Raw genomic sequence first — 12,448 nt, 5'->3', positions numbered from 1 at the left:
GGGGGTGTTGCGCGGGACGGTTGGCCGGTGTGGTGCGCACTGTAGGGTCCCGCGCTGATTTTTGCGCCGTCGCACGGTGCGCTGCGTTGGGCTGGGCGCCGTGTTCGGGTGCGGGTGGGTGGCTTCGGCGCGGCGTGTGGTGCGGTGCTTTGCGGCTGGCGCCGCGTGATTCTGGGTTCCTGTTGGGGTTATGGGCGCGTGAGTGCAGGGTGTCCGGTGCCGGGGTGGGGTGTCTCCTCGGCGTGAAGGTCTCGTGTTCGGCTTTCTGCCGGTGACTTTCTCGACCTGCGGGGACACCCCACCCCGTCCCCGTCCTGCCGGTGGCCCGCTATCCGGTTCCGGGTGCGCCAAGGTCCCACCTGTGCCCTTGCCCGGGGGACGCCATCCCCCGGGTGCCCCTGGGGTTTCGTGCGCGGGTGTGGGCCGGTGGGTGGGTTGTGCCCACCCTCCCCCAGCTACCGCTGGGAGGTGCCCCCTCGCCGAGCGGGACGCTTGCCCACAACAATGACGTGCCGTCCACAGCGTGGGAACAAGCGGAGGGGGCACCGGCCGGAGGTTGGCCACCGGGTGGGAGGGGACGTGGTGGGGTGTCCCCGCAAGTGGTGGCGACTGTACAGGCAGCCGAAAAGCCGACCCGCACTTGTCGCCGCCCGAGGAGACACCCCGGCACGGCACCGACCCCCACCACACACGCACCCCACACGACCACCGGCGCAAGCCAAGAATCACGCGGCGCCAGCCGCGACGCACCGCAACCACACGCCGCGCCGAAGCCACCGGCCCGCACCCGGCGACGAAACCCAGGCACACCCCCGCCGGGCGACGGCGCCAAAACTGTTGTGGGCAATCGTCCCGCTGGCGGGACGGGTGGGCACAACCCGTGCCACCGGCCCGCCACACGCGAACGAGCCCCCCAAGGGGCACCCACAGCAGGCGCACCCCCACAAGAAACACGCACCCCGTGTGACCTTCACCCCGCACCCCGTGAAGCGGCGCAGCCCGGTGAAGCGGCAACCCCCCGTTTCCTTCCGCACCCCGCGAAGGGGACCCGCTGAACGGAACCGGAGTTGGGCCCGTACCACTGGGCGTCACCCCGTTCGTACAGTGCTCTCGACCGGAGGTCACCCGTGCGCGAGTATTCCGTCGTGGCCGCCGACAGGACATCGCCGGACGACGCCCTCATGAGGGCGCTCTACGCCGAGCACGCGGGCCCGCTCCTCGCCTTCGTGCTGCGCCTCGTCGCGGGCGACAGGCACAGAGCCGAGGACGTCGTCCAGGAGACCCTGTTACGGGCTTGGCGCAACGCGGAGCAGTTGCACGGGGCCACCGGCTCCGTGCGCCCCTGGCTGGTGACCGTCGCGCGGCGCATCGTGATCGACGGCCACCGCAGCCGCAGGGCCCGCCCCCAGGAGGTGGACCCGGCGCCGCTGGAGGCGGTGCCCGCCGTCGACGAGATCGACCGGGCGCTGCGCATGATGACGATCTCGGACGCGCTCGGCGACCTCACCGAGCCGCACCGGGAGGCGTTGATCGAGACGTACTTCAAGGGCCGGACGGTGAACGAGGCGGCGGAGGCGCTGCGTATACCTCCTGGGACGGTCCGTTCCCGGGTCTTCTACGCCCTGCGTTCGCTGAAGCTCTCGCTGGAGGAAAGAGGGGTGACGGAATGACTTCGCCCGTGGAGCACACCGATGTCGCTGCCTACGCGCTCGGTGTCCTCGACCCCGCCGAAGCGGAGCGCTTCGAGCAGCACCTGGCCGGATGCGACCGATGCGGCGCCGAACTGGAGTCGCTGATGCCGCTGCCGCCCCTCCTGGCCGAGCACGCGGAACACGTCGCGCACGCCGACCCCACGGACGACACGGACCACGCCGTGCCCGAGGCGCTGGGCGCCCGCCCCGCACCCGAGCTGCTGGACCGGCTCCTCGCGGAGACGGCCGCCGAGCGCCGCGGTCGCCGCCAGCGTCGCGTGTGGCTGGCCGCGGCGGCCTTCGTGCTGGTCGTCGGGGGCCCGCTGGCCGCCGTCGGATTCGCGGGGGGCGGGGACGGCGACGGGAACGGGAGCGGGGAGCCCGCGCACGTCGCGAGCCCGGCCCGGGAGATGTACGAGCACGGCGAGAAGATCGGCGTCGTGGACGCGCGGACCAAGGCGCGGGCCACGGTCTCCCTGGAGCGCAAGGACTGGGGCACCCATGTGGCGCTGAAGCTGGGCCATGTGCGCGGGCCGCTCTCCTGCGAGCTGGTCGCGGTCGGCGCGAACGGCACGGAGCAGACCGTCACGACGTGGTCGGTGCCCGAGGGCGGCTACGGCATTCCGGGCTCGAAGTGGCCCGAGCCGCTGTATACGCACGGGGGCGCGGCCTTCCAGCGCGAGGACATCAGCCGCTTCGACGTCCGTACCCTCGACGGCAGGCGCCTCGCCTCGATCAAGGTCTGAGCGCGTCGGCGGGAGGCGTCGGCGCAAGGAGGGCAGGCCCCCGACCAGGGCCCCGACCAGGGGCGACCCCAGGCGCGACCCGTCCCGTCACGGATTGCCCGCGTTCGCGTATACGTGCGCTTTGCCGCTTCCGTCGCGTACGGTAGACGGCTGCCCTAAGCAAGCAGAAGGGGGCCGCGGCGTTGGGAGCGCAGCACGACAGTGTCCGGGAGCGGGAGGTCCGCGGGGAGCAGTCGCACCTCGACGACGTGTACCGACGGCTTGAGGAGAAAATTCACGAGGCCGAGTTCCTGATGGACGACGCCTCGAAGCGGGCGCAGGTCGGCACGCCGGGAGCACTGGCCGAGCGGGACGCGCAGGTCTTCCGCGCCGGCCTGCACCTGAACCGGCTGAACAGCGAGTTCGAGGACTTCCTCTTCGGCCGTATCGACCTCCTCCTGGGCAAGGACGGCAAGAAGGGCCCGGACGGCGCCTACACCTCCGTCGAGCCCGCCGAGGGCGCCGTACGCGAGGACGGCACGGCCGAGATCGCCGAGACCCTGCACATCGGGCGGCTCGGCGTGCTCGACGCCGACTACTCGCCGCTCGTCATCGACTGGCGTGCCCCCGCCGCCGCGCCCTTCTACCGCTCCACCCCGGTGGCCCCGGGACGTGTGGTGCGGCGCAGGGTGATCCGCAGCAAGGGGCGTCAGGTCCTGGGCGTCGAGGACGATCTGCTGCGTCCCGAGATCCGCGCGACCATCGACGGCGTCGAGCTGCCCGTCATCGGGGACGGCGCGCTGATGGCGGCGCTCGGGCGGGCGCGCGGGCACGCCATGCGCGACATCGTCTCCTCGATCCAGGCCGAGCAGGACATGGTCATCCGCGCCCCCGCCGCCTCCGTCACCGAGGTCGAGGGCGGACCTGGGACGGGCAAGACGGCGGTGGCGCTGCACCGTGCCGCGTACCTCCTCTACCAGGACAGACGCAGATACGCGGGCGGCATCCTCATCGTCAGCCCGACCCCGCTGCTCGTCTCGTACACCGAGGGTGTGCTGCCCTCGCTCGGCGAAGAGGGGCAGGTCGCGATCCGGGCCCTGGGCTCGCTCGTCGAGGGCGCGGAGGCGGACACGTACGACGAACAGCGCGTCGCCCGCGTCAAGGGTTCGGCGCGCATGGTGAAGGTGCTGCGCAGGGCGGCGCGGGGCGCGCTGGAGCTGGGCGAGATGCCGCAGTCGCTGCGCGTGGTGGCGTTCGGCGCGCGGATCGAGCTGGGCGCCGAGGAGCTGCGCGCGGTGCGCCAGCAGGTGCTGGGCGGCACAGCGCCGGTCAACCTCATGCGCCCGCGCGCCCGCAGGCTGCTGCTGGACGCGCTGTGGGCGCGCTCGGGCGCCCGCCGCCGCTACACCGACGACGAGCTGGAGGCCGAGGCCCGCGAGGCGTTCGACGAGGACATCGCGACGGAGGACGTCTTCACCGAGTTCCTCGACGCCTGGTGGCCCGAGCTGACCCCGCGCCGCGTGCTCGCTGCGATGGCGGACGAACGGCGCCTGGGCCGCTGGTCCCGCCGGGTGCTCAGGCCCGACGAGGTGCGGGCCGTGGCGCGCTCCCTGCGCCGCCTGGACGCGGAGGGCGCGGGCCCGCTGTCCGTGCACGACGTCGCGCTCCTGGACGAGCTGCACCTCCTGCTGGGCGCCCCGGCCCGCCCCAAGAAGCGGGACATGGACCCGCTGGACCAGCTCACGGGGCTGGACGAGCTGACGACGTACGCGGACCGCGAGGCGCCGCGCCGCGAGCGCGCCGAACGGCTGGCGGAGGAGCGCAGGGACTACGCGCACATCATCGTGGACGAGGCGCAGGACCTGACGCCCATGCAGTGGCGGATGGTCGGGCGCCGGGGGAGGACGGCCACCTGGACGGTCGTCGGAGACCCGGCGCAGTCCTCCTGGTCCGACCCCGACGAGGCGGCCGCGGCCCGCGACGAGGCCCTGGGCACCCGCCCCCGCCGCCGCTTCGAGCTGACGGTCAACTACCGCAACCCGTCCGAGGTCGCGGAGCTGGCCGACCGCGTGCTGGCCCTGGCGATGCCGGGCACGGCGCCGCCGAAGGCGGTGCGCTCGACGGGCCTGAGGCCGCGGTTCGCGGTCGCGGTCGCCGGGGGCGAGCCGGACGCGCCGGACGCGGAGGCGCTGGGTGCCGCGGTGCGCGAGGAGGCGGCGCGGATGCTCGGCGAGGTGGACGGCACCGTCGGCGTCGTGGTCGCGATGGGCCGCCGCGCGCAGGCGCGGGAGTGGCTGAAGGGGCTCGACGACCGCGTCGTCCCGCTGGGCAGCCTGGAGGCCAAGGGCCTGGAGTACGACGCAACGCTCGTGGTCTCCCCTGCGGAGATCGCCGACGAGTCCCCGGCGGGCCTGCGGGTGCTGTACGTGGCGCTGACCCGGGCCACACAGCGGCTCACGGTGCTGTCCAGTGCGCGGGACCTGCCGGACGCGGAGGGGGTGCCCGACCTGCTTCGGGACTGAGCGTTCCGGGCGGTGCGCGGGGCGCCCCGTGGGGCTGCGAGGGCGCCAAGACCCTTGCGGTCTGCGGGAATGCGTCCGAGAACCACAGTGTTAGCCTGGATGTGGCACCGGCCCGATCCATGCCCCCGGGCCCAACCATAGTCGCTTCGAGCGACCACTTGCCGCGAGGCGAGCTGGCGGGTCGGTGTCACTTACTTCGCAGATGAGAGCCCCGCCGGTCCTGTTGGACGGGCGGGCTCTCGCCTTGTGAGCCCGGCCGTCCGTGCCGGGGGCCGGGGTGCGGACGACCGGGCCGCGGGGCCCGGCCCCTGGGCCGCTGCCGACGGTTTCCCCAGGGGACGGGGGCTTTATGGCGTGGGTGCGACGGTGGTGAGTTGGAGTGTGCGTCCGCCGACGAGGGGTGCGGTGAGGATGACGGCCCGGCCCTGGTGTTGCAGGGCCTTGCCGATGCGGGTGTGGCGCGCCTGCCACCAGTGACGGGGCGCGAGCAGGGTGGACACGCAGTCGCGGGTGGTGCCGTCCACCGTGAGGCGCTCGCCCTTCTCGCGCAGGCGCAGGGGGCGGCAGGCGTGGGCGGTCAGCAGTGTCGCCAGGTTGCCTTCCATGATCTCGATGACTTGCCCGGATGGCAGGGGGCGCGGGTAGCTGGTGAGGAACGCGGGCCCCTGTGGCAGCTCGTACATGAGCCGCACGGCGCGGTCTTGGATGCGGCGCATCACGAAGTGCGCCTGCTGGCCTTCCAGAACGGCGACGGGAAAACCGGCGGTGGTGGCCCAGCCGTGGGGGTCGTAGAAGACATCCTCGGGGTCGGCGGGGATCAGGACGGTGTGGTCACGCGGCACGGGGCTGCTCCAGATCAGTTGCGGATGGGAGTCACGGTGGGTGTGGGGTCGACGGACTCGGTGTCGGTGCGGCGCTTGCCGGCGCCGGTGAAGACGGTGATGGCGCGGGCGACGGTCTCCCCGGTGATCTCGGCGCGGATCGCTGCGAGGGGGAGATAGGCGCCGTGCCCGGGGCACAGCCACACCGGGTTGTGCCACGGGTAGCGGGCTGTGGGCAGGTAGCGCATGACGGGGCCCACGTGGTCGTCGCCCTCCACCTCACATGCGTGGCCGGTCACCGGTCCGCCTCCGGCGCCTGTTGGCGTACGGCGTCCAGCGCGGCCCGCAGCGTCTCCGGCGAGGTACGTGCCCGCTCATGACCGCTGAGCCAGTGCACGCCGGGGCCCTGTCTGCGCTGTGGCCCTGGCATGAACAGCCATGCGCCGATGCTCAGGTACTCGGTGCCAGGGCCGAACCCGCCACCGCTGTCGTAGGGGACGAGGAAGATGAGGTCCCCGTCGTCGTAGTAGACCGCTGCCGCGTCGCCGAGCTGAGCGAGTACGGGGCGGCCCAGCGTGGCGGCCATGCGCACCGCGTCCCAGCCGCGTCCCGCGGGCCGGATCTCCCAGCGCATCCGCCCGGGCGGAATCTCGGCGCTCACTGGACCGGCCCTCCGGCCCGCGTGCGGCAGCGGCGGCACTCGCATGGCGGCCACACCTGGGAGATCAGCGGGCCGCCCGGTGTGGGGTCCACCGCTCTCAGGTCTGTCCGGGCCCCGGTGGACAGGCTGATGCGGTACACCCTCAACGTCATACCTGCGGCCGTCACTCCGGCCGTCGCCTTGCTCTCCACTGCGGCACCTCACTGTCGTGGGGTGCGGCGCCGGTCGGCCCTGGCGGGGGCCGCAGACCTGCACCGCTGTCCAGTGAGTGACGGTAGGAACACGGTGGGCGACCACCCAGGGGCGTGGCGTCCTACTTTCGCGGGCGGGTAGGACGCCGCGCCCTACCCGTCCAGGTGGAGACGCTGGGCCAGGTCGGTGACCGGGGAGGTGCGGCGGCGCTCCCGTCCCCGCAGTTCCGCCACCAGCCGCCGGGCCGTGGCGTGATACCTCATCCACTCCGGGGCGTTCTGCTCCGCTGCCAGCAGGGCCCGGGTGGCGCGGCCGTCCTGCTCCAGGTCCGCGTGGGCCAGGGCGCGGTCGACGTGGAAGCGGGCCTGCCACGTCGGGGGCAGCGAGGCCAGGCCGGGCACGGTGCGGGCGGCCGTGACCGCCTCGTGGTTCTTCTCCATCTCGACCAGGAAGTTGACCTTCGCGACCCCCGCGTTGGCCGGGCCGAACGGTGTCGCGTAGTCGAGCCGGTCGGCGCCGACGCTCGCTGCGGCGGCCGTCGCCATGCGCAGCAGGTCCTCGACGCGGTCGTAATGGTGCTCCCCCTGGCGGACGGTGGCCGTCGCCGCACGCAGCAGCAGAATTCCCCACAGGGAGAGGTCGACGGGCGCTGAGCGGAATCCGGGCTCGATCTCGTTCGCGTGCGCGAGGGCCACACGCCGCGCGTCTTCCAGCCGCCCCTGCTTGGTGAAGATCCATGCGAGGGTGGAGGCGCCGATGGCCTCCAGCCGTGGATCGTCGGAGCGGCGGGCCGCGAGACCGGCGCGCTCCATCGCGGTGAACGCGGCGTCTTCCTTCCGCAGCGCGGTCAGTGTGGTCGCGGCGACCTGGTACGCCTCGGCGAGCACGGCGTACGCCGCCCGCTGCTCGCTGCCGTGATGGTGGCGGACGGCCGCACGGGCGTCCCGGATGAGCTGAGGCAGCGTGCTGCCGATGGAGCCCATACGGCCCTCGCGCCGCACCCGCTCGGTGGAACGCAGCGCTGTGCGCAAGGCGCCGATGGTGGGCGGGTCCTCGGGATCCTCGTCCTCCCCGAGCAGGTCGGAGACGGGCGAGACGGCCTGCCGCAACGCGAGCACCGAGGGGGCGTCTTCGTCGGCCTTCGCCTCGAACGTGGTCGGGGTGCCGACCAGCGCGGACACGTCCACATCGAGCGCGCGGGCAAGCTGGTTGAGGGTGGACATGCGAGCGGTCAGCCGCCGGTTCTGCTCCAACTTCCGTACCGTATCGACCGATACGCCAGCGGCCTCGGCCAACTGCTCCTGGGTCAAGCCGCGCCGGTCACGGAGCCGACCGATCCGGTCTCCGATGCTCGTCTCGTACTCGTCGCGCATGTGCACCCCCACCAGGTGGATGTCCGTCCACGCTACGCCGGGGAAGCTGAGGCGAAAACACAAGAACGGCTCCCGTCCTACGGAAGGAGGACAGGGACACAGCTCATCGCCGTCGACTGTGATCACGTCAGCGCATCTGCCCTGCGAACGGCCGGGGCATGGCCAATGTTGCGAAGGGACATCAACTTGCCGTCGGTCGCGGGGTTCTTGCCGAAGACACTCGCGCCGGGCGTCAGTTGATCCCATCCTCTGGCCCTATAGCCGCGCCCTATATTGGAGATATGGGGGACTCACACATGGATCTGTGGTCTCATCCGACGCTCGCTGCCGCAGTCGCGAGCGGGAATTGGGGAGCGCTCTTCCGCGCGTACCGGAAGTTGACCGGGCTGAGTCAAACGGCGCTCGGCGAGCGCGTCGGCCTGGTCCAGCCCGACGTGTCCGAGATCGAGCGCGGTCGGCGCCGCGTGACCTCCGTCGAGGTGCGGCGGCGTATCGCCGCCGGGCTCAAGATCCCGCAGCATCTTCAAACCCCTGCGGAGCATCGTCGGTCCGCGCCGGTCGCGGCCCTCGCTCTTCCCGGCCCGGGGCCTGACGAGGACCTGCTGGCCCGCGTGACGAGCGTCGTGAACGCCGAGCACCGCGTCGACGCCGCCACGCTGGAGTGGCTGGACCGACTGCTCGCCGAGCACCGCCGGGCGGAGGACCTGATCGGGTCCCGGCCGCTCGTGGACGTGATGCGTCAGCAGCTCCGGACGGTCGTCGATATGTACGCGGGGGCGCGGGGCCCGCTCGCCGAGCGCGTGGTCCGGCTGGCCTCGGAGCACGCGCAGTTCCTGGGCTGGATGGCTGAGGACCAGGGCGACGAGCCTGCCGCCCTCCTCTGGTACGACCGCAGCCACGAATGGGCGCTGGAAGCGGGGGACGCCAACATGGCCGCCACCACGCTCAACATGAAGGCACACATGGCATGGGGAGACGGGCGTGCCAGCCGGTGCGTACGGCTGGCGGAGGCTGCCCGCTGGTCAGCGCCAGGCACGTCCCTCGGCGTGCAGGGCATGGCTGCGCAGATGGCAGGCCGAGGCCATGCGCGCAACGGTGAAGCCGACGACGCCGTACGGCTTCTGGACGAGGCGCAAGAATGATCAGTCGTGCGGCGCAGCGCCCGGAGGACGAGCCACCGTGGATGTACTTCTACGGGGAGAACTGGTTCACCCTGCAACGGGGCATGGCCGCGCTGCACCTGCGGGACCGGCGGGCGGCCGTGGATCACCTCTCGGTGGGTCTGACGGCGCTGCCGGACGAGTACCGGCGGGACAAGACCTGGTTCCGGGCCTGCCCTGGCACACGCGCTCGCCGGGGCCGGAGACGCCGCACGGTCCGGTTCGGTGGCCGTGGCGAGCGTGCCCGACGCGGCGGCGGTCGGCCGCCCGCACTCCTGGAACGAACTGCACGCGACGGCGGCCGTCCTCATGCGCCGGGGGGCGAAGGAAGGGCGGCACCTGATCGCCGCTCTCCGGGAGCACGACTGACGCGGGCGCCATCTCCGAGGGCCGCGGTGCGCAAGAGAAACGCGGGCCACGCCAGTGGAGTCGCGGCCCGCCGACATCATCGGCCCCCCATGCGTGGCGTTCAGCCGACGACGCGGACCCCTTCGGCCTGTGGCCCCTTCCGGCCCTCCGCGATCTCGAACTCGACGCGCTGGGTGTCCTCCAGGCTGCGGTAGCCCTCGCCGCTGATCGAGCTGTAGTGCACGAAGACGTCAGGCCCGCCGCCCTCTTGCGCGATGAAGCCGTACCCCTTCTCGGCGTTGAACCACTTGACCGTGCCCTGAGCCATTTTCTTGGTCTCCCGTGAGTGAACATGTGCGTGTGCGGGGGCGATCCTAGGGCGACATGGCGGCGATAACCGCGCATTGATGATGTTTCGTGTCGTTTTTCGCGCGAAGGGGTGGGGGTTCCGCTGCCTCGGCTCCCTCTCGTATGGTGGAAATATCTTTCCGTAAGGAGAGGGGCGTTACCGCGTACCGGGTGGTAGGTGGGAATATCTGTTGACGCGCCCCCTCTGGAGCCGCAGATCTCGCGGTCGGAGGACGGTGTGCGTCACCACGCGACAAGGGAAAGCAGAGGGAAGTCGGCAATGAGCTCGGCGCCAAGCGTCTCGTACTCGATGACGGTCCGCCTGGAGGTCCCCGCGGGCGGGACAGCGGTCAGTCAGATCACCACGGTCGTGGAGTCGTCGGGCGGTTCGGTGACCGGCCTCGACGTCACCGCCTCGGGCCATGAACGGCTCCGGATCGACGTCACCATCGCGGCCTCCTCCACCGCGCACGCGGACGAGATCGTGGCCAAGCTCCGCGAGATCGAGGGCGTCTCTCTGGGCAAGGTCTCGGACCGTACGTTCCTGATGCACCTCGGCGGCAAGATCGAGATGTCGTCGAAGCATCCCATTCGCAACCGCGACGACCTCTCCATGATCTACACCCCGGGCGTGGCCCGCGTGTGCACCCAGATCGCGGAGAACCCCGAGGACGCGCGCCGTCTCACCATCAAGCGCAACAGCGTCGCCGTCGTCACCGACGGCTCCGCCGTGCTCGGCCTCGGCAACATCGGCCCGCAGGCCGCGCTGCCCGTCATGGAGGGCAAGGCGGCCCTCTTCAAGCGCTTCGCGGGGATCGACGCCTGGCCGATCTGCCTGGACACGCAGGACACGGACGCGATCGTCGAGATCGTCCGCGCGCTGGCCCCCGGCTTCGCCGGGATCAACCTGGAGGACATCTCCGCGCCCCGCTGCTTCGAGATCGAGGCGCGGCTGCGCGAGGCCGTCGACATCCCCGTCTTCCACGACGACCAGCACGGAACGGCCATCGTCGTCCTCGCGTCGCTCTACAACGCGCTGCGCGTCGTGGACAAGCGGATCGAGGACATCCGCGTCGTCATGTCCGGCGCGGGCGCCGCCGGTACGGCCATCCTCAAGCTCCTCCTGGAGGCGGGCGTCAAGCACGCCGTCGTCGCCGACATCCACGGTGTCGTGCACGCGGACCGCGAGGACCTCGTCGGCGTCGGCCCGGACTCCGCGCTCGGCTGGATCGCCGACAACACCAACCCCGAGGGCGTCACCGGCACCCTGAAGGACGCCGTCGTCGGCGCGGACGTCTTCATCGGCGTCTCGGCACCGAACGTCCTCGACGGGGACGACGTGGCGAAGATGGCGACGGGCGCCATCGTGTTCGCGCTCGCCAACCCGGACCCCGAGGTCGATCCGGCCGTCGCCCGCGAGACGGCCACCGTCGTGGCCACGGGGCGCTCGGACTTCCCGAACCAGATCAACAACGTGCTCGTCTTCCCCGGCGTCTTCCGCGGCCTCCTGGACGCGCAGTCCAGGACCGTCAACGACGACATGATGCTCGCCGCGGCGCGGGCGCTGGCGGACGTCGTCCTGGAGGACGAGCTGAACCCGAACTACATCATCCCGAGCGTCTTCAACGAGAAGGTCTCGGGAGCGGTCGCGGGCGCGGTGCGCGACGCCGCGCGTGCGGCGGGCGAGGCGATCTCCTAGGGGCGGCGACGTGATGTCACGCGGCGTCACGTCACGCTCCGTAGCGGCCAGTCCCGGTTTCGCGTCCCGCGAAGGGGCGTGCGGGGCGCGCGGGCGGCGGAAAAGGGCGAAGCGTACCCGGTGGGAGCCCGGCGGGATACGGCGCGTCGCGGACTGCGGCGCCCGTACGGCCCCCGTAGGGTTGCGGGCGGACAAAGCCTATGGAAAGTCACCACAGCGAGCCACTGGCGCTTTTCGTGTGACTCCGTAGCTGCCCAAAGGGTGCCGGATTGGCTTTCCCGCCGCAGGTGGGGGCAGGATGCGTCACTGGGCGCGAGGGTCTGAAGGGAGACCCGGGTCCGGGGACTGTCCGAGGGCCCTGGCAGCATCGGCTTCGATCTCACGCCTCATCGGCAAGAAGAACACGGGAGTAACGAGTTATGAACCGCAGTGAGCTGGTGGCCGCTCTGGCCGATCGCGCCGAGGTGACCCGCAAGGACGCCGACGCCGTTCTGGCCGCCCTCGCCGACACCGTCGGCGAGGTCGTCTCCAAGGGTGACGAGAAGGTCACCATCCCCGGCTTCCTCACCTTCGAGCGCACGCACCGTGCCGCCCGCACCGCGCGCAACCCGCAGACCGGCGACCCGATCCAGATCCCGGCCGGGTACAGCGTCAAGGTTTCGGCGGGCTCCAAGCTCAAGGAAGCCGCGAAGGGCAAGTAAGCGGCACGGGGCGGCTGCCAGCCGCTCCGGCGCAGACAACAGCAGGGGCGGCCACCCGGACTCCGGGTGGCCGCCCCTTGTGCTGTCCTGTCCGGGCCCGCTGCTCAGGCGCGCTGTCAAGGGGGCCGGGCGAAGTGCGCGAGGCCCATGAGAGCCGTTGAGGGCCCTCGCACGGGCCTCGCGCGCTCCGTGTGGCCCTGCGGTGCG

The 12,448-nt window shown here is 71.8% G+C and carries 10 protein-coding genes and 1 pseudogene; 6 read left to right on the top strand and 5 right to left on the bottom strand.

Features of this window, described 5'->3' with window-relative positions; all coding sequences use genetic code 11:
* The first annotated feature begins 1,127 nt into the window (after positions 1–1,127).
* From ACYVOO_RS06910 to ACYVOO_RS06900, 3 genes are all read left to right on the top strand, one after another.
* The gene (locus ACYVOO_RS06910) at positions 1,128–1,670 is read left to right on the top strand and encodes a sigma-70 family RNA polymerase sigma factor (protein WP_453348396.1); all 543 of its coding nucleotides are present in this window, start codon (positions 1,128–1,130) and stop codon (positions 1,668–1,670) included.
* The gene (locus ACYVOO_RS06905) at positions 1,667–2,437 is read left to right on the top strand and encodes an anti-sigma factor family protein (RefSeq protein WP_461014728.1); all 771 of its coding nucleotides are present in this window, start codon (positions 1,667–1,669) and stop codon (positions 2,435–2,437) included. The genes ACYVOO_RS06910 and ACYVOO_RS06905 overlap by 4 nt, the downstream gene beginning before the upstream one ends.
* 182 nt (positions 2,438–2,619) lie before the next feature.
* Entirely contained in the window at positions 2,620–4,938 is a 2,319-nt protein-coding gene (locus tag ACYVOO_RS06900) for a HelD family protein (RefSeq protein WP_461014727.1), read from the top strand.
* A gap of 347 nt (positions 4,939–5,285) precedes the next feature.
* Here the strand turns inward: ACYVOO_RS06900 and ACYVOO_RS06895 are convergent, their stop codons facing one another.
* From ACYVOO_RS06895 to ACYVOO_RS06880, 4 genes are all read right to left on the bottom strand, one after another.
* Positions 5,286–5,780, bottom strand: coding sequence for a hypothetical protein (locus ACYVOO_RS06895; RefSeq protein ID WP_461014726.1), 495 nt, complete (start codon positions 5,778–5,780; stop codon positions 5,286–5,288).
* Positions 5,781–5,794: 14 nt separating this feature from the next.
* Positions 5,795–6,058 carry a hypothetical protein gene (locus tag ACYVOO_RS06890; RefSeq protein ID WP_461014725.1) on the bottom strand — a complete coding sequence of 88 codons (264 nt, stop codon included), beginning with the start codon at positions 6,056–6,058 and terminating at the stop codon, positions 5,795–5,797.
* Positions 6,055–6,465: a hypothetical protein gene (locus ACYVOO_RS06885; RefSeq protein ID WP_461014724.1), complete on the bottom strand. Its 411-nt coding sequence runs from the start codon at positions 6,463–6,465 to the stop codon at positions 6,055–6,057. The genes ACYVOO_RS06890 and ACYVOO_RS06885 overlap by 4 nt, the downstream gene beginning before the upstream one ends.
* A 299-nt stretch (positions 6,466–6,764) precedes the next feature.
* A complete protein-coding gene (locus tag ACYVOO_RS06880; RefSeq protein ID WP_461014723.1) occupies positions 6,765–7,985 on the bottom strand; it encodes a helix-turn-helix domain-containing protein in 1,221 nt (406 codons plus the stop codon).
* 281 nt (positions 7,986–8,266) lie between these two features.
* Between ACYVOO_RS06880 and ACYVOO_RS06875 the strand changes: the two are divergent.
* Positions 8,267–9,514 (top strand): annotated as a pseudogene (locus ACYVOO_RS06875) (helix-turn-helix domain-containing protein).
* A gap of 100 nt (positions 9,515–9,614) precedes the next feature.
* Here ACYVOO_RS06875 and ACYVOO_RS06870 read toward each other — a convergent pair.
* Positions 9,615–9,821: a cold-shock protein gene (locus tag ACYVOO_RS06870; RefSeq protein WP_453348391.1), complete on the bottom strand. Its 207-nt coding sequence runs from the start codon at positions 9,819–9,821 to the stop codon at positions 9,615–9,617.
* A gap of 300 nt (positions 9,822–10,121) precedes the next feature.
* Between ACYVOO_RS06870 and ACYVOO_RS06865 the strand changes: the two genes are divergently transcribed.
* Positions 10,122–11,540: a malic enzyme-like NAD(P)-binding protein gene (locus tag ACYVOO_RS06865; protein WP_461014722.1), complete on the top strand. Its 1,419-nt coding sequence runs from the start codon at positions 10,122–10,124 to the stop codon at positions 11,538–11,540.
* 419 nt (positions 11,541–11,959) lie between these two features.
* Positions 11,960–12,241 carry an HU family DNA-binding protein gene (locus ACYVOO_RS06860; RefSeq protein ID WP_453348389.1) on the top strand — a complete coding sequence of 94 codons (282 nt, stop codon included), beginning with the start codon at positions 11,960–11,962 and terminating at the stop codon, positions 12,239–12,241.
* Positions 12,242–12,448 lie beyond the last annotated feature (207 nt).

The sequence above is a fragment of the Streptomyces daliensis genome, assembly GCF_054782395.1.
The sequence above is the reverse complement of the archived record's forward strand: the minus strand, read 5'-3'. Positions and strand labels throughout refer to the sequence as shown.

Coding starts and splice junctions, on each gene's coding strand:
- ACYVOO_RS06905 (WP_461014728.1), top strand. CDS start 1,667: ATGACTTCGCCCGTGGAGCACACCGATGTCGCTGCCTACGCGCTCGGT.
- ACYVOO_RS06870 (WP_453348391.1), bottom strand. CDS start 9,821: ATGGCTCAGGGCACGGTCAAGTGGTTCAACGCCGAGAAGGGGTACGGC.
- ACYVOO_RS06880 (WP_461014723.1), bottom strand. CDS start 7,985: ATGCGCGACGAGTACGAGACGAGCATCGGAGACCGGATCGGTCGGCTC.
- ACYVOO_RS06885 (WP_461014724.1), bottom strand. CDS start 6,465: ATGCGAGTGCCGCCGCTGCCGCACGCGGGCCGGAGGGCCGGTCCAGTG.
- ACYVOO_RS06860 (WP_453348389.1), top strand. CDS start 11,960: ATGAACCGCAGTGAGCTGGTGGCCGCTCTGGCCGATCGCGCCGAGGTG.
- ACYVOO_RS06865 (WP_461014722.1), top strand. CDS start 10,122: ATGAGCTCGGCGCCAAGCGTCTCGTACTCGATGACGGTCCGCCTGGAG.